Consider the following 17,935-nt stretch of genomic DNA (forward strand, 5'->3'; position numbering starts at 1 on the left):
GAACGCGTCGTTAGCTCCAGAGCGTCTTGAGCGGCGTTTCCGGGCTGTAATGGGTCAGCACTTGTGCCTGCAGAAGCTCAGCAGTCGACAGTGCGTCGGTCAGCGCGTGATGGCCCTGATAGGCCGGCAGGTTGTATCTGAGCCGGCTTTCATGGAGTCGAATTGACGCCGGCGGGCGCCCCATGAGCCGTCGGACCCACACCCAGCGCCGGCGCCTGTGACGCCTTGCTTCCAGTGACATGGTATCGATCAGCGGAAATACCGCGCCCTCGCCAAGACGCTCACGGATCGCACCGTCCAGAAAGGGGCGTTCGACGTGACGGTAATGCACCACAGGCAACCGCCCCTTCATCACCGAAAGTACTTCACCGAGTACATCGCCCAGATCAGGCGCGCCATCGATCTCGCTGTGCGTGATGTGGTGAAACGTTACCGACTCATTGCTCAACTGACGCCTCGGCGCCACCACCCAGTAACGGCTTTCCTTCATTGCAATACGCGAGAGCGTGAAGGGCACCAGGCCAATGCTCACGATGTCATGGCGCCCCGCATCAAGACCGGTCGTTTCCAGATCGAACGCCACCATCGGCGTCTCACCGATCGGCCGGTCGGGGTCAAGCCGCATTTCGCTGAAAAACTGCTTCAGCATCGGGTGGCGGACCCGCTTGGCCCGGTCTGCCAGATAATCCGGCCAGTTGGGCCGCTGTCGCGACTTCCAGTGCGGCAGCCTCATGTCGAACGTCCCTTACGCTTGCTCTTCATCTTGCGCTCGGCGTCCGGCGGTATCGGGTAGCGAAACGCCATAAAGCGCTGCGCGTGGTTGAGCACTTCAAACGCTTCCTTCAAGTGATGACGCTCACGGCTCGAGACGTTGTCCGGCATGACGTTGTTGTCCGGCTCCTGGTCGGTTTCGATGTCCATCGCCTGATGACGGATGCGCACCATCGACAGGAACTCGAACGCGTAACGCAGCTTGTCGTTAACGCCTTCGGCCAGAAGCTGGGTCTTGTTGATGTCGTCCAGACGCAGGAAGGTATTTTGGGCCTTCGAGCCGCAGGCGAGTGCATGCACTCGCACCAGATCGACCAGCGGGGCCGTACCGCGGCGCTTGATGTTGATCGAGTTCTTGTGCTCGCCGTCCTTCTCGACCACGAACGTTCGGAAAAACCCGAGCGGCGGTGTACGCCCGAGCGCGTTGCGGGCCATGGCGGCCAGAAACAGCGGCCGGTGCGGTGCACGTTCGGCGATCAGCTCCTGAAGCGGCTCGACCAGGCGATTCTCACCGTAGACACAGGTCAGATCGAAGAAGATGTTGCTGTGAAGCAGATGCTCGGGGTTGGGGTCATCCATCCAGTCGTTGAAGTACGACTTCCAGACCGACAGCGGCTGACGCCAGCGCGGATTGCTGGCCATGATGTCACCCTTGCACCGGGCGTAGCCGCACGCGGCCATCCCTTCGCGGACGAACACCGCCAACTGCTCGAAGTAACGGTCGTGGGCGTCTGAATCGAATGCATCATCGACCACCAGCGCGTGGTCCTGGTCGGCGTTGATGGTGGGTTCATCCCGCGCCATGGAGCCAAGCACCATGAACGCGTACGGCACCGGAGGCGCACCCAGCTCCTCTTCGCCAAGCTCAAGCAGACGCCTGATGATGCTGCGCCCGATCGTTGCAAGCGCCCGACCGACCATTTCCGAATTGGCGCCATCATTGACCAGTCGAACGAAGGACTGACGCACTTCACCGCTTAAGCGGGCGAGCCCGTCCACGCTGGCCTGATGATAGATGTTGCTGACCAGGTAGAGACTGCTGTGGGTCTCGTAGCGCACGATGTCGGAGAGCTGCACGATGCCCATCGGCCGCCGTCGATATAGCACCGGCAGATGCTGCACGTTGTTTCGAAGCATCGTCAGCATGGCCTCGTACACCGACTCATCCGACTGCACCGTAACCAGCCGGGTCGACATGACCTCGCCCACGGGCGTTTGAGGGTCGATGCCATCGGCCACCACGCGTGTGCAGCAATCGCGGTCGGTCAACATGCCGACCAGATGCCAGTAGTGCTCGTCCTGGCCCTCGAAGGTGGTGGCGTCCATATCGGTGGTCGGGTCGATCACCAGAAGCGAGGTCGTGCTGTATTCGCGCATTTGCTGGGCGGCGGTCTGAAGCGGCGTGGTGCTTTCCACCATCACCGGGCGGCGAACCACCAGGCGACGAACGCGCGTGGTCAACAGATCGCTTTCACGGTGGTACTGCTCGACCCGGGTCTTGAGCCGCTGACCGCCGGCCTCGACGAACTCGGAAAAGTCGTCGTCTTCGTCGCACAGCTCCTGGATCAGCGCCTTGGGGAAGAAATAGATCAGCGAATCTTCGAGCGTATGTGCGCTGTAGCGCGCAGGCCGCCCCCTGAGCATGTCCACATAGCCGAAGATATCGCCTTCCTCGAGCCGATTGAACAGATGGCCACTGCGCCGCTTGACCTCGACGGCACCGCTTCGGATATAGCGCAGCTCCGTAAGCTCCTCACCCGTCTCGAACAGCGTCGATTCGGCCGGAAAGTATTGAATTTCGACCTCGGAGGCCAGCCGGTCGAGCCACTCATCGGCGAGCTCTTCAAAAGGGGCAAATTGCGAGAGGTGCTCGCGAATTTCCAACTGCTCGATACTCATAGGACCGCCTCTGCGCTGTGATCGTTGTAAGGCTCTGCCGGGATGAAAAGGGGTGATGACGTGCATCTTCCGGTGCCACCGGCCCTCGCACAAGTCGATGCCGCACCTCAAACGCCACCAACGAAATCAGGGGCCCCAAGGGGCCCCTGAAAACGTATCACATTCGATACACCGTGCTGCAGTAATACTGAGACTGCAGCAACAGTAGTTTAGTGCTTGCTTGAATCCGTGACGTTGTCGACGGCGTCCTTGACGTTGCCTTTCGCTTTCTTGGCATCGCCCTGGGCACTCTGGGCTTCGCCCTCGGCCTGGGTCTCCTTGTCGTCGGTTACCTTGCCAAGCGCTTCTTTCGCTTTGCCGGTTGCCTTGTCGATCATGCCTTCGGCTTTATCCGTTTTGGAATCTTTCATGACTCACCTCCATTGTGGTGTCTGAATCGGTACGTCAATGAGCGTACCGACCATTCTGCTGCGCGCTTGCGGCAGATGCTTACAGCGTAGAAGTCATGTGTGACCTCAGCCAAGAATCTTTAGTCCATGATGTCGAGCATCGTGCTTTATCTTCGCCTCAACGCATGCGCCGACACCGCTCGGAGCAGTAGATGACGTTCTCCCAGTCCTTTGCCCATTTCTTGCGCCAGGCAAAGGACCGACCGCAGACCGGGCAGGTCTTGGTCGGCAGGTTGGGCTTCTTGTGCGCCATCGGCGTCAGCGCTTGAAGAAGTTCGTATTGACCAGATCAAGCACATCGTCCATGCGCCCGTTGAGCATCGCCTTGGTGGAATAAAGCGCGGTGGAGGCAATTTGGCCCGGTTCGATCTTCGGCGGCATCACAAGCTCCATCCGATTGACCTTCACATCAAGAATGCCCGGGCCGTCGTGATCGAGAAGCTCACGCATCGCGCCATCAAGGTCGTGCTTGTGCTCGACCTTTTTGCCCCAAAGCCCGACCGCACGGGCAACTTCACCGAAGTCCGGGTTTTCAAGGTCGGTGAACGCATCCAAAAGCCCCTCAACCTTCTGCTCGATCTCGACAAAGCCCAGCGAGCTATTGTTGAACACCACCAGCTTCACCGGCAGCTTCAACTGCTTGAGCGTCAAAAGATCCCCCATCAGCATGCTCATGCCGCCATCGCCACACATCGCAATGACTTCGCGCCCCGGATAGGCCGCCTGTACACCAAGCGCCTGGGGATAGGCGTTGGCCATGGTGCCGTGCACCAGACTCGACAGCGTCCGTCGCTTGCCGTTGACCTCGATATGACGCAGCAGCCACACCATGGGGCTGCCGCCATCGGCGGTGAACACCGCGTCTTCGCTTGCATTGCGATTGATCGCAAGCGCCAGTTCCTGCGGATGAATCAGTTCGTCGTCTTTCGAGGTGTGGGTCGCGTGGGCGCGGGACTTCTTGTAGGTCTCGCGGCACTTTTCGAGCCAGTGCGTATCCGGTTTTTCGTCCACCATCATCGCAAGCGCCTGACAGGTATCGCGCACCGTGCCGACCAGGCCGATGTCGACCGGGTGACGCTTGCCGATCTGCTCGGCATTGATATCGACCTGAATGATGGTGGCCTTGTCGGGATAGAACTGGGTCCAGGCAAAGTTGCACCCAAGCAGCAGCAGCACGTCACAATCCGCCACGGCGTGGTAGCCGCCTTCCAGACCGAAGACGCCGGTCATGCCGACCTCGAACGGGTTGTCGTATTCGATGAAATCCTTGGCGCGGGATGTCCAGGCCACCGGCGCATTGAGCTTGGCCGCCAGCGCCAGTACGTCGTCACGGGCGTGCTCACAGCCAAAGCCTGCGTAGATCGAGATTTTCTTGCCGGCCTTGATCGCCTCCAGCACCGGTACGAACTCTTCGGCGCTCGGGCGGATGATCGGATTGAAGCGCTGGGCGCGGTAGGGAAGGTCGTTCTCCGGCGTTTGCGTGAAGAGGTCCCCCGGCACGATCAAGACCGCAACGCCTCGTTTGTTAAGCGCCGCCTGCGCCGCCATTGCCGCCATGCGCCGGGCCTGGTTGGGGTTGGTCAGGGTTTCGCAGAACACGCTGTACTGTTCATAGATCGGTTTTTGATCCACATCCTGCGGGAAGCCGACGCCGGCCTCGCTGGTCGGAATCTGCGAGGCGATGAACACCACCGGCGCATTGCTTCGGTGCGCGTCAAACAGGCCATTGACGAAATGCAGGCTGCCCGGCCCGCAGGTGCCGGCGCACAGCGAAAGCTCACCGGTGATCATCGATTCGCCGCCCGCGGCAAATCCACCGACCTCCTCATGACGGACATGCACCCAGTCGAGCTCGGCGCGACGCATCGCGTCGGTCAGCTGGTTGATGGTATCCCCCACCACGCCGTAACAGCGCTTCGCCCCGGCATCCATCAGGGTTTCGGTGATGATTTCGGCCACATTCTGGCTCATGATACGACTCCTTTCGCGTCACTCGATGTCCCTGGCTCAGACCAAGGTCTGTGGCTAAAGGTAGTTGGCATCCCAGATAAGCCCAAACTTAAGACAAGCGCGATGCGACACTCCAGGCGCTGCATGTGCGCAAGCTTCCAAAAAAGCGGAATCGACCATGGCCGCACTGTCTTTGAAAACGCTGTCTTTGAAAACACTGTCTCTGAAAACGCTGGCCCGAAAGATGCTGGCCGCCGTGGTGGTTACCGCGGTTGCGGCGCTCGCCCTGACACTCTCGGCCCCGAAAACGCCGTTTGCCGACCAGCTGGTACGGGTATCGGTGCACCAGGCGCTGCCGCCGGACATCGCTCGCGCGCTCGATTCGGAAAGCCAGGCGCTGAACCGTCTCTTTCTGGCCTACAGCAGCGACGAAGCCCTGACGCTTGCCGCCCGCCGCGCCATGCTCAAGCACCCACAGATCGCCCGCTCGGTGCTGATCGAACACGGACTCGACCCCGACTTCCAACACGCGCTTGACCGCCTTGGTGCGGATACGGTGGTGCCGGTGCATTACTTCGAAACCAACGACCTGCCACTGGTCAACGCCCAGCTCTGGGCCGCCGACAAGGCAGAGACCTGGTCGAAAACGCTTATGAGCTGGTGGGAAGACGACGCCGACACGGACACCCTTTCCCCGAACGGGCCCGAGTCTGCGCATGAATCTGAGACTCTGTCTGCGCACACCTCGGACAAGAGCGCACCGGTCTCACTCACGGCGCGGGCAACGCTTGCGATTGCACTGCTGAACCGTCAGGGCTACCGCTTTCTGGATCAGTTTGTGGTCGATAAAAACGGGGTGGCGCACTGGCTTCAGGGGGAGCGCACCCTGAGCGTGCTGTCGGACTTTTTCACTGGCGGGCTCCGAGGGCTCGAGCGCAAGGCCCAAAGCGATCACGCCATCGGGGGCTGGGACATCGCCTCGGCCGGGCTCGACGTTCTGGTAATCGCCAGCACCGTCAAGGCCGTTCGCGCCGGCGCTGCACTTCGCACTCAGCGAGCCGGACAGGCAACGCGTGCAACGACTGCCGTCGAGCGCCGAGCGCTCCTTGCCGGCGCAGCGCGCGGTGTGGCCGGCTCACGCACCGCGCGCTGGCTGGTGTATGGAAGCACGGCCTGGCTGGTGGTGACTCATCCGTCTCTGATCAATGGGCTGGGGGCAAGCGTCGCAGAGCTTCTTGGCTGGCCGGCCTGGCTGGGGCAAGGCGTGCTGTGGTTTATCGTGCTGCTGCCCGCGCTGTGGCTCTTGAGCCTTGCCGGCCGGGTGGCACGCTACATCGTCATGCCGGTGCCCCATCTGGCGCGCCAGCGCGGCTGAAAAACACACTCTCGAGAAAGCCGGCCCGGACGCCGGCTTACTTTCACTTCATCTTATATCTCATCCAATAGTCGAAAATACCTCCCAACCTCTTTGGAATAAAAACCCGCTCTGTCATGATAATGATTATCATTAGCCTATAATTAGGTAACGCGAATACACTGGAGTCGCATTTACCTGCGGTTCGAAGCGATCCACTACGCCTTCGAGAGTTCGATCGAGGGCCACTTAAAAAAAGAAGGAACAGGGCTATGCGGTTTTCGATGGTGTGCGGGCTGGCGCCGCTGATGTACGGGTGTCTGGCGGGGCCTGCACTGGCAGCCGAGGCAGGCAATGACAAGGTCGATCCGATGGTGGTGACCGCCACGCGAACCGGTGCGGACAAGGATGACTCACCCCAGGTCATTCGCATCATCAGCCACGAAGAGATTCAAAAGCAGCAGAACTTCACCTCGGATTCCTCGGAAATCCTGAGCAACCTACTGCCTGGCTACTCGCCGCCGCGTCAGAAGATGTCAGGCAGCGGTGAAACGCTTCGGGGCCGCACCCCACTGATCATGATCGACGGCATTCCGCAGTCGAACCCGCTGCGCCCGACCGGACGTGAGCTCCACAGCATCGATTTCGCGATGGTCGATCACATCGAAGTGATCAAGGGCGCCAACGCGACCAACGGTCTCGGGGCCACCGGCGGGGTGATCAACATCATCACCAAGCGCCCGGCGCCGGAGTCGTTCGTTCAGCACGTGCGCGTCGAGGCCTCGACCCCGACCTCGCAGTTGAAGTCCGAGACCATGGGCTACAAGACCACCTACGGCGTCAGCGGCAACACCGGCAAGCTCGATTACGTGTTCTCGCTCGGATACCAGGATCAAGGCATGTACGTCGATGGGGACGGCGACAACATCGGCGTCGACAACACCCAGGGCGATCTCATGGACTCGCGCAGCTACGACATGCTGGCGAAGGGGTCGTACTGGTTCAACGACGATCAGCGGCTTCAGCTGAGCGTCAATCACTACACCGTGCGCGGCAACGATGACTACACGAGTGTCGACGGCGACCGCGACCGCGGCATCAAGACCACCTCCCGGCGCGGCAACCCGCCGGGCGAGGCCCCGTACAACAAGGTATGGACCACCGGCCTGACCTACGACGACTACGACCTCGCCGGCATGCACCTGAATACACTGCTGTTCTATCAGGACTTCAAGGGCCTGTTCGGTGCGACCAATTCCAGCTCGTTCCAGGACCCGACCATCGCCCCGGACGGCGAGCTCTATGATCAGTCCATGGCGCGAACCCAGAAGTACGGCCTCAAATCGTCACTGACCAAGGATGATTTGTGGGATGACCGCATCACCCTGACCGCCGGCTTCGATGTCATGGTCGACCGCTCCGAGCAGTCGCTATATCGCACGAACCGCACCTACGTGCCCGAGATCGAATACACCGACGTCTCGCCCTTCGTTCAGGTCGATGTCACCCCGATCGAGTCGCTGACGCTGTCCGCCGGGGCCCGCTACGAGTACGCCGACCTCGACGTCGACGACTACCAGACCGTTGCCGGGCGTGGGGGAGTCAATGTCGAGGGCGGTTCCAGAAGCTTCGAGGAAACGCTCTATAACGCCGGCATCGTCTGGCGCCCGATCGACAACTGGAGCCTGTTTGCCAACTACTCCGAAGGCTTCTCGGTGCCGGACGTCGGCCGCGCGCTTCGTGGCATCAGCTCGCCCAACCAGTCGGTCGACAGCGTCGAGAACCTGCGCCCGCTGGTGACCGACAACGTCGAAACCGGCGTTCGCTACGACGATGGCCGCCTCGACGCCGGGCTCAGTTACTACGTCTCGACCTCCGATTTCGGCTCCCGCCTGATCGAAGTCGACGACGCCTTCCTGATGCAGCGTCAGGAAACCAAGATCGACGGCATCGAAGCCTCGGTCGGCTATCAGTTCACACCGGCGCATCACGGCTCGCTTGCCTACTCACACATTCGCGGCCGCTACGACAGCGACAACAACGGCACGCTCGATTCCGACCTCGACGGTTTGAACGTGGCGCCGGACCGCTTGATCGCGAGCTGGTCGGCCCAGTGGACGCCGAAGTGGTCGAGCTTCGTTCAGGCCAACCACGCCTTTGACGAGGACTACGACGGCGACGAGCAGGATTTCAACGGCTATACGCTGGTGGACGCCGCGGTAAACCGCAAACTGCCGGTCGGCACGCTCAGCGTCGGCATCTCGAACCTGTTCGACAAGCAGTACATCACCTACTACTCGCAAAGCGCTCTGGTCAACGACTCGCGCTACTTCGCCGGGCGCGGGCGCACGCTGACCGTCGGCTACAGCGCGGATTTCTAAGCGCTCCCGGCCGCGAGCAATGGCCCGCGGCCGGGGTCGAGGCCTGTAAACACACCGCTGACCTCGACCCTTCAAACGATAAAAGATCGAACAACAACAACCAAACAACAATAACCACAGGTGACTGGCCGCACAGGGAATACACAACGTAACGCGTCATGAGACGGAGAAGTGTATGAACGTACGCCAGCGTATATCGACCGCGCACGCGATCAGCGAGCGCGCAGCCACATGGGCATTGTTGAACTGTTTGACCCGGGAAATCGCGCTACCGACGCACGCCCTCGATTACCGCAGCCCCTTGATCACTGATGGCCTGCCACAGCGCCATACGGGTGTTCCACTGGTCCTTGCACGCTGGCCAGGCGGCCGCGCCGTGTTCGTCGTGGTGGATCGCATCGACCCGCTCGGGGCGCATCGCTATCTCACAAGGCCCTACCTCTTCGACCCGAGTCGGCAGCGGTGGTGGTGCCCGACCTACAGCGAGCTGATCGCGTACGTGCTCGAGGAGCTTGCCCGCGACACCGGCGCCTCGCCCCATGAGCTTCACGCCCAGATGCTTCAAAGCGTCTCGGTGATGCGCGAGCTCATCGAGGCCCGCCAAGCCAGCGGCGACTGCGCGCTCACACTCACCGATTACGTCGACAGCGAGCAGGCACTGTGGGCGGGCCATCCCGCCCACCCGGCGCCCAAGGCGCGGCAATGGCCCGCCGGCAGCGAGGCCGACGCCTACGTGCCCGAGCGCAGGAACCGCGCCCGGCTGTATCAGTGGGCCGTGCCTCGCCAGGGGCTTCGCGTACTGAGCCAGTCGCTTTCAGTGTCTGACGTGCTCGAAAGCGTCGGCGACCAGCGCCGTGCCCGGCCGGGTGAGGCCGTGATCAGCATGCACCCGATTCAGGCGCGTCTGTTTGCGGCCACCCCGAGTGTGGCCGCCCTGATCGATCAGGGCGTGATTCGAGACCTTGGCGAAAGCGGGTTTCTCGCCGCGCCAACCGCCTCCCTTCGAACCTGGCACATCGAGGGCAAGCCCTTTTTCATCAAGGGCTCGCTCAACGTTCGGGTCACCAACTGCGTACGCAAGAACGCCTGGTACGAGCTTGAAAGTGCGCAGGTGATCGATGCACTGATGGCTGACATCGTTGCGCGCCACGACCCGCTGCTCTCGACGCTCACCCTCGCCCGCGAACCCGCCGCGCTCAGCTGGGCCCCACCCGGCGCCGACCCGGAGACAGCGCGCTGGTTCACCGAACAGACCGGCACGGTGCTCAGGGAGAACTTCTGCGAACGTGAAGGCCGGACGCGCTGTGTGCTGGCGGCCGCGCTCTTTTCGCGCACGCCCGAGGAATTGGCCCTGGTCGAGACCTTCATCGGCGGCGAGGATGCGCACGCGCGCGCACTCGACTGGTTCGACGCCTACGCCATGGCGCTTTTAATGCCGGTACTGACGCTTTTCTTTCGCGACGGTGTGGTGCTTGAGCCGCACCTTCAAAACTGCGTACTGATTCACGACAACGGCTGGCCTCACCGTGTGCTCCTGCGGGATTTCGAGGGCATCAAGCTGACCCAGGATCTGGGCGTCGACGCACTTCCCCCGAACGTCTCGTCCACGGTGCGCGCCTCCCTGACCTACAGCCGGGCCCAGGGCTGGAACCGAATTGTCTACTGCGTGATGATCAATCATCTGAGCGAGGCCATTCTGGCGCTCAGCTGGGAACGACCGGCACTCGGCGAGCGGCTGTGGGCGCGGCTTCGAGACGTGCTCGAGCGCGTGCGCGAGGCGCTGCCCGACCCGGCACCTGAACTCGATGCCCTGCTCGACGGCGAAAGCCTCCCCTGCAAGACCAACCTGCTGGTTCGACTGCGCGCCGCACCGGACCGAGACGCCGGCTACGTGGCACTGCCCACGCCCTGGGTCCGGGAGGTGGCGCATGGCTGATCTTGCCGGACACGTTCGAACCGCCATTCTGGATGCCCGCGAGCGCGACGCGGCGCCGATGGCCGCGTTCTTCTACGACCTCGATGCACTGGCAAGCCATGCCCGAACCGTCAAGGCCGCCCTGCCGGAAGGCGTCGAGCTCTACTACGCCATCAAGGCCAACAGCGACACGCCGCTTTTGAATACGCTGGCCCCAATCGTCGACGGGTTCGAGCTCTCCTCCGGCGGCGAACTCGATCGAGCCGAGGCCTGTCGGGTCGACAAGCCCTGGCTGCTCTCGGGACCCGGCAAGCTCGACAGCGAGCTTGAACATGCGGTGGCCATGCAGGTCTCGGCCGTGCACGTCGAGAGCCTGAGCGAGATCGACCGGCTGGCCGCGATCGCCCATACCAAAGGGCGGGTCCAACCGGTCTTTATCCGCATCAACCCGGCGCTTGACGACGCGTTTTCGACCCGGCTCAACATGGCCGGGCGGGCAAGCCCCTTCGGCATCGACGAAGCGCAGCTGCCCGAGGCGGTTGCCCGGGTCGATGCACGCCCCTCGCTCGCGCTTCAGGGGTTTCATGTTCACGCGATGTCGCATCAGAAAAGCGCCGAGCGCCATCTGGCGCTGATGGCGTTCTATCTGACCCGCTGGCCCGAGTGGCAAGCACTTTCCAGAACGCCCTCGAGCGTCACGCACCTGAACGTCGGTGGCGGCATCGGGGTCGACTACACCGGAAGTGACTTGTTCGATTGGCCCGGGTTCTGCCGCGCGCTCGCAGACCAGCTCGACGCCCTCGAGCACCGCCCGGTCGTGCGCTTCGAGATCGGCCGCTTCTTGAGCGCGTTCTGCGGCTACTACGTGATGGAAGTGCTGGACGCCAAGCAAAGCCACGGCGAGCACTTTCTGATCTGTCGCGGCGGCACCCACCAGTTTCGACTGCCGGCCGCCCAGAACCACGACCACCCTGTCTGGCACCTGCCCCGGCAGATGGCCACCACCGGCCCGTGGCACGACTGGACCGTCGTCGGCCAGCTCTGCACCCCAAAGGACGTCCTGAGTCGCCGACAGGCGCTCAAGAATCCGCGCCCAGGCGATCTGCTGGTGCTGCCGCTGGCCGGTGCCTACGGCTACAACATCTCCCACGCCGATTTTCTCTGCCACCCGCGCCCGGCGCTTCACTACCTGCCGGCGCACGCGCCGCAGCGCGTCACGGAGGCCAGTCCATGACGGTCTCGCCGCAGCGGGTGATGGTCGCCGTTCTTCTGGGCACCGCCACGGTCAGTCTCAGCAACAGCATGCTCAATCCGGCACTGACGACGTTCATGCGCGCCTTCGACATCGGCGCCGGTCAGGCCGGCGGCGTGCTCTCGGCGTTCATGATCGCGATGGTGCTTGCGATGCCGCTGACGGGGTATCTGAGCGCGCGCCTCGGCAGGCGCCGGCTGTATCTGGCTGGCATGGCACTGTTCATGGCCGGCTCACTGATCGGGGTCCTGAGCCTTGCGTTCTGGCAGGTGCTGCTGTCGCGCGCGGTGCAGGGCGCGGCCAGCGGACTGGTGATTCCACTGTCGCTGCCGTTGCTGTTCAAGGTGTTTCCAAGCACTGAGCGCGGACGCATCTCGGGGCTGTGGGCGAGCGTGGTGATGCTGATTCCCGCCATCGGGCCCTTGTGCGGGGCGCTACTCATCGAGCATCTTCATTGGCGCGTGCTGTTCGGGGCCAACCTGCCGCTGGCCGCTGGCGCCTGCTGGATGGCGGGGCGCTGCCTACCGCATCAGGACGACGAGCCGGCGGCCTCGCGCTTCGACGCCGCCGGCTTCGCACTGATCGCAGGCGGGCTCGCGGCCGTACTGGGCGGCGGGCAACTGATGACCGGCGCGCATGTCGAGCTTGGCGGTGTGCTCCTGCTCCTCGGGGCCGGGCTGTCGATGGGCTTTATTTACCATCAACGCAGAACCTCGGCCCCGCTGCTGCCGCTGTCGGTCTTTGCCCACAAAGACTTTCGAAACGGCGTGGTCGTGGTGGTCCTGCAAACCCTTGGCATGTTCACAAGCCTTGTGCTGGTGCCGCTTCTGATTCAGGTCGTGATGGAAAAATCCGCGCTCTGGACCGGCCTTGCACTGCTCGCCACCGCCGTAAGCGCCAGCCTCGTTGCCCGGTACAGCGGCCGCTGGCTTGACCGCTACGGGCCACGGGCACTGATCGCGACCGGCATCGTACTGACAACGCTTTCACTGAGCGCGCTTGCAGGCATCGGGCCGGCCACCCCTGCCGGGGCGGTCGTTGCGCTCATGGCCGTGCGCGGCGTAGGCGTCGGGCTGTCCTACATGCCCGCGACCACGGTCGCCCTCACCGCCTTGCCGGATGCGATGACGACCCAGGGCTCGGCCATCACCAACATGGTGCGCCGCATCGTCGCCTCGCTCGGGGTGATCGCGGTCACGCTTTTGATCGACGCCCTGCCGGCCAGAGGCCTGCCCCTGTCCGCGACCCTTGATCTGCTGTTCAGCGTGATCGGCGCGGCGCTACTACTGGCGCTGCCCTGCATCTACTGCCTGACGCCTACCCCCTTGAACCGAACCGATGCCCGGCAGGCCAACGCCTGAATCCGCACTCGATTTCATGCCCGCGTGCTACGCGTAAGGAGCTTTCATGACAACGACGTCTTTTCACCTCTCCCCCTTGAGCACCCTGAACGGAACGCCCTCGCCGTTTCTGGCTCACCCCGACCACTGGCGTCATTTTTCGCGCATCGAGCGCCGGGTGGTCAGTCAGCTTCTACAAACGCTCCTGTACGAGCAGGTGCTGCCGTTCGAGGTGGCCGAGCTTGGCGAGGGCCGACATCGTTTCAGCGTGGTGCTTTCCTCGGGCGCCCGGCTCGTGGCCACGGGTCGCCTGTGCGAGAGCTTCGAGCTGATCCGGCTGGACCGCGACCCTGGCGCGGTCTTCCATGGCACCGACGGCCAGGCTCGCCCGCTCACGCTTGCGACCCTGCTGGAACAACTGGATACGGACACCGGCGCACTCACCCGCGCCCCCGGGTTCGCGCAGGAGCTGGAACAGACGCTGCTGCATGACGTGCAGTCGGCAGCCGCCTTCGAGCGCCCTGACTGCGCCCCGACCGCGCTGTCGGCGGACGCCCTCGAGCGTTACTTCGCCGACGCCCACAGCTATCACCCCTGCTACAAGTCGCGCATCGGTTTCACCTGGGAGGACAACGCCCGCTACGGGCCGGAATTCGGTCAGCCACTCGGTGTCCTGTGGCTGGCCGTGCCCGCGCACCTAGCCATCACCGCGCAGCGCCCGGGCCTTGACCGCGAGGCGCTGATCCGAGCGCTTGCGGGCGAGGCCATCATGAGCCGGCGCGACGCCTACTGCGCCCGCACCGGCTACGCGCCCCATGATGTGACCCTGCTTCCGGTGCACCCCTGGCAGTGGCGCGCCGGCGCCCTTCGTGCGCTCTACCCCCAGCTTGCCCAGGGCGAGGCGATGCTTCTGGGCGAGGGCGAGGCGCGGTTCGTGCCCCAGCAATCGATCCGAACGCTTGCGCCGGCGAACACGCACCTGCCCTACCTGAAGCTCGCCATGAGTCTAACCAATACCTCCAGCACCCGGTTGCTGGCCCGTCATACGGTTGCCAACGCGCCGCTGATCACCGGCTGGCTGAAGCGCCTTGTCGCGGCCGACCCGGCCGCTCAGGAGGCAGGCTTTGTGCTTTTGGGCGAGGTCGCCGGCATGAGCCTCGATGAGCGTGTCTTTACCAGGGCGCAACGGCCGCAGGTCTATGGCGCCCTCGGGGCGATTTTGCGTGAAAACGTGGCGTCGTATCTCGGCATGGGTGAGCAGGCGGTCGCCTTCAACGGGCTTTCCCAGTGCACCCGCGATGACACCGGCACGCCGGCCGAGCCGTTCATCGACCCCTGGATCAAGCGCTACGGGGTCGAGACCTGGACCCGCGCCCTGCTCGAAACCGCCTGCGCCCCGATTCTCCACTTCCTGTTCGCAGAAGGCATCGGCCTCGAGGCGCACGGCCAGAACATCGTCCTGATCCACCGAGACGGCTGGCCGACCCGAGTGGCGCTGAAGGATTTCCACGACGGCGTGCGCTTCAGCCGAACGCACCTAACCCACCCCGAGCACGTACCGGCGCTCGAACCGGTGCCGGCGCACCATGCCCGTTTGAACGCCAACTCCTTTCTCGAAACCGAGGACCCGGCGGCGGTACGCGATTACTCCTGCGACGCCTTTTTCTTCATCGCGCTGGCCGATCTGGCGATTTTCCTCACACGCCATTACGACCTGCCCGAAGGGCGTTTCTGGGCAATGACGGCGGCGGTGATCCGCGACTATCAGCAGGCGCACCCGGAGCACGCCGAGCGCTTTGCCCGGTTCGACGTGTTCAACGCCTGCTATGAGGTCGAGGCGCTAACGCGGCGGCGACTGTTCGGCGATGAGATCGCACAGATCCGTCGCGTGCCCAACCCGCTGCGCACGGCCGGGGAGGACGCGCGCTGATGCTTCGTGATAACCGACTCAAACGTGCGTTGAACCAGGGCATCGAGACGTTCGGCCTTCTGGTCTCGATGCCGTGTGCGGCCTCGATCGAACTCATTGGCGAGGCCGGGTTCGATTTCGTCGTGATCGACACCGAACACGTGCTGATCAACCCCGAAACCCTCGAACACATGATCCGAACCGCCGAAAGCTACGGGTTGACGCCACTGGTGCGCGTGCCGGACGCCGACCCCAAACGGATACTCAGGCTTCTGGACGCCGGCGCTCAGGGCATTGTCCTTCCGCAGGTAGAAACGCCCGAGACCGTTCAGGCGGCTGTGCAGGCCTGTAAATACGCCCCCGAGGGCACGCGAAGCCTCAACGCCGGCCGCCCCGGCGCGTTCGGGCGCGACGCGCTTTCCGAGTACGTCACCCGGGCCAACGCCGAAATCATGGTGGTGGCGATGATCGAGACGGCCGACGGCGTCGAGCACATCGACCGGATTACCGCGGTGCCCGGGCTGGATTTGATCCTCGAAGGCGCCGCTGATCTTTCGCAGTCGCTGGGCGTGACCTGGCAGCCGAACCACCCCCGCGTGGTCGAGGCGCTGGCGCACGTGGCCGACCGTGCCCGCACCGCAGGCGTGCCCTACTGCGCCTTCCTGCGCGGTGACGACGCCCTGCCTGCCTGGCGCGCCCGTGGCGCCACCGCCTTCATGCTCGGCGATGAGCGCGGCATCGCCTTTCGCGCCCTGACCCATGCCCTGACCCATGCTCGTTCGACTCAAGGAACACCCCGACATGCCGACTGATACGCCCACTCAATCCCCCCTCATGACCACGTTGATCGACGCCCTGCTGGCCGAGGACTTTTTCGACGTCGAGACGGTCTCGATGGACACCGCCCCCTCCGCCAGAACCGCGCCGGCCACCCTGGTGACGCTTGCCCACCGCGACGCGAGCCACGCCCTGTGGTCCTTGCCTCTGACCAATGGCCAGCGTCTTGCGATGGTGGTCCGGCCCGGCCGCGCCCAGCGGCTCGAACGGGTTCCGAACAGCCCCGTTCAGCTCTTTGACGACAACGCAGTCAACGACTCCTGCCTTACGATGACCTCGCCGGAAACACTGATGCGCCTGCTGGCCCACGCAGCTCACCCCGACACGGCCGAGCCCAGCAAGGGCGAGCAGGTCTTCATCGAGGCGCTCGCCACCAGCGACTGGCAACTGGCTCGTTCGCGGGCACATCGCATCGACACCCGGTCGCTTCTCGAGCGCTCGCCGCTGGCGTTTTTTACCACCATGGAGCAGTGGGCCTCCCTGAGCGACCGGCCCTACCATCCAACGGCCAAGGCCAAGGAAGGGCTCGATGAGCGCGAGTACATGGCGTATATGGCCGAGTTCGATCAGACGATCGAGCTACGCTGGGTCGCGGTCGCCAAACATGCGCTGGCAACCGGCGACGCGGTCGACCCCGGCGACTGCCCATCCGCGTTCGTGATGGCGCCGGGCGAGCGCAACCAGCTCGAGCGTGAGCTTCACGCCAAGGGCCTTGCCGAGGACTACATCGCCCTGCCGGTGCATCCGTGGCAGCTTGAGCATGCGCTGCCGCGCTGGTTGAGCGAGGCCTTCCGCGCCGAGCACTGCGTGGTGCTCGATGTGCGATCCCCCACCTGGAAAGCCAGCTCATCGCTTCGGTCACTGCTTCCGAGCCGCACCTCGCGCCACAGCCTGAAGCTGCCGATGGCGGTCCACTCCCTCGGCGCCTCGCGCTACCTGCCGGCGGTCAAGATGATCAACGGCGACCTGAGCGCGGCGCTGCTTGGCCGGGCGAAAACGCTGGACGCCCGCCTCGGCGAGGCCCTGCATCTGTGCGACGAAGGCCGCTGGTGGGCCTACCTGCCGGAAGGCGCCAGCCTGTTCGATGACGCGCCGCGGCATCTGTCGGCCATGGTTCGAAGCTACCCGGCCTCGGTGATGAACGACCCCGCAAGCCGCCCCCTGCCGATGGCGACCCTTGGCACCGCCCTGCCGGAAGGCGGCCGCCACTTCTTCGACGACTGGCTTGCCTACCTGGGCGAGCGCGCCACCCTTGCCAACGTCACGCGGCTGATGCGCGCCGTCTGCGATCCGTTCTTCGAGCTGACGCTTCGTCTTTTCAGGCTCGGGATGCTGCCCGAGGTGCATGGTCAGAATGCGGTGCTGGTCTGGCGCCAGGGCGTGATCACCGGGATGGTACTGCGCGATCATGACTCACTGCGCATCGCGGTCTCCCAGCTCGAACAGGTCGGCCTCAAGGACCCCGAGTACCGGATCAAGCCCGGCCACGCCAACACGCTCTATCACGAGGACCTCGACGCGCTGCTCTTTTGGTTGCAAACCCTGGCCATTCAGGTCAATGTGCGGGCTATCGTCGATGTGACTGCGTCTCATTTTGATATACCCCCGACGGCGCTTTGGCAGACCGTGCATGACAGCCTGCGCCATCAGATCGAGACCCTGCCGCTTGCAGACGACGTGCGCACGTGCCTGACCGAGGGGCTGTTCGAGGCCGCCGAATGGCCGTTCAAGCAGCTGATCACACCGATCATCGCCCGTGCAGGCGGCCCGGGCAGCATGCCCTTCGGCACCGGACGCACGGTCAATCCGCTGCACGCGCCCAGTCACGCGGTTCACATTCCCCATGCCATCCACGAGTGAGGCCTCAGGGTGCACCAT

The 17,935-nt window shown here is 63.8% G+C and carries 13 protein-coding genes; 8 read left to right on the forward strand and 5 right to left on the reverse strand.

Translation table 11 applies throughout. The annotated features are described in order from the left end of the window. Nucleotides 1–10 precede the first annotated feature (10 nt). From NAT49_RS08350 to NAT49_RS08370, 5 genes are all read right to left on the reverse strand, one after another. A complete protein-coding gene (locus NAT49_RS08350; RefSeq protein WP_251593145.1) occupies nt 11–733 on the reverse strand; it encodes a 3'-5' exonuclease in 723 nt (240 codons plus the stop codon). Next, nucleotides 730–2,670, reverse strand: coding sequence for a putative nucleotidyltransferase substrate binding domain-containing protein (locus NAT49_RS08355; protein ID WP_251593146.1), 1,941 nt, complete (start codon nt 2,668–2,670; stop codon nt 730–732). Before NAT49_RS08355 ends, NAT49_RS08350 begins: the two co-directional genes overlap by 4 nt. 209 nt (nt 2,671–2,879) lie before the next feature. Then, nucleotides 2,880–3,080: a CsbD family protein gene (locus NAT49_RS08360; protein WP_251593147.1), complete on the reverse strand. Its 201-nt coding sequence runs from the start codon at nt 3,078–3,080 to the stop codon at nt 2,880–2,882. Nucleotides 3,081–3,237: 157 nt separating this feature from the next. Then, the gene (locus tag NAT49_RS08365) at nt 3,238–3,372 is read right to left on the reverse strand and encodes a DUF2256 domain-containing protein (protein ID WP_251593148.1); all 135 of its coding nucleotides are present in this window, start codon (nt 3,370–3,372) and stop codon (nt 3,238–3,240) included. A gap of 5 nt (nt 3,373–3,377) precedes the next feature. Beyond that, on the reverse strand, nt 3,378–5,090 hold the full coding sequence (locus NAT49_RS08370; RefSeq protein WP_251593149.1) for a thiamine pyrophosphate-dependent enzyme: 1,713 nt from the start codon (nt 5,088–5,090) through the stop codon (nt 3,378–3,380). Between the two features lie 157 nt (nt 5,091–5,247). On the opposite strand from NAT49_RS08370, the gene NAT49_RS08375 reads away from it, so the two are divergent. From NAT49_RS08375 to NAT49_RS08410, 8 genes are all read left to right on the forward strand, one after another. Then, entirely contained in the window at nt 5,248–6,444 is a 1,197-nt protein-coding gene (locus tag NAT49_RS08375; RefSeq protein WP_251593150.1) for a hypothetical protein, read from the forward strand. A gap of 251 nt (nt 6,445–6,695) precedes the next feature. Then, nucleotides 6,696–8,804, forward strand: coding sequence for a TonB-dependent receptor (locus NAT49_RS08380; protein ID WP_251593152.1), 2,109 nt, complete (start codon nt 6,696–6,698; stop codon nt 8,802–8,804). A gap of 175 nt (nt 8,805–8,979) precedes the next feature. After that, the gene (locus NAT49_RS08385; protein ID WP_251593153.1) at nt 8,980–10,740 is read left to right on the forward strand and encodes an IucA/IucC family protein; all 1,761 of its coding nucleotides are present in this window, start codon (nt 8,980–8,982) and stop codon (nt 10,738–10,740) included. Continuing rightward, complete coding sequence (locus tag NAT49_RS08390) at nt 10,733–11,953, forward strand: type III PLP-dependent enzyme (RefSeq protein ID WP_251593154.1); 1,221 nt, start codon at nt 10,733–10,735, stop codon at nt 11,951–11,953. Before NAT49_RS08385 ends, NAT49_RS08390 begins: the two co-directional genes overlap by 8 nt. Next, nucleotides 11,950–13,332 (forward strand): MFS transporter, encoded by a 1,383-nt coding sequence (locus tag NAT49_RS08395; protein WP_251593156.1) that lies wholly within the window; start codon nt 11,950–11,952, stop codon nt 13,330–13,332. The genes NAT49_RS08390 and NAT49_RS08395 overlap by 4 nt, the downstream gene beginning before the upstream one ends. A gap of 46 nt (nt 13,333–13,378) precedes the next feature. Next, nucleotides 13,379–15,241, forward strand: a complete 1,863-nt coding sequence (locus NAT49_RS08400; protein ID WP_251593158.1) for an IucA/IucC family protein — start codon at nt 13,379–13,381, stop codon at nt 15,239–15,241. Next, on the forward strand, nt 15,241–16,032 hold the full coding sequence (locus tag NAT49_RS08405; protein WP_251593160.1) for an HpcH/HpaI aldolase family protein: 792 nt from the start codon (nt 15,241–15,243) through the stop codon (nt 16,030–16,032). Before NAT49_RS08400 ends, NAT49_RS08405 begins: the two co-directional genes overlap by 1 nt. After that, the gene (locus tag NAT49_RS08410; protein ID WP_251593162.1) at nt 16,022–17,917 is read left to right on the forward strand and encodes an IucA/IucC family protein; all 1,896 of its coding nucleotides are present in this window, start codon (nt 16,022–16,024) and stop codon (nt 17,915–17,917) included. Before NAT49_RS08405 ends, NAT49_RS08410 begins: the two co-directional genes overlap by 11 nt. The last annotated feature ends 18 nt before the right edge of the window (nt 17,918–17,935 follow it).

It is taken from the genome of Larsenimonas suaedae, assembly GCF_023712105.1.
Lineage (GTDB): Bacteria > Pseudomonadota > Gammaproteobacteria > Pseudomonadales > Halomonadaceae > Larsenimonas > Larsenimonas suaedae.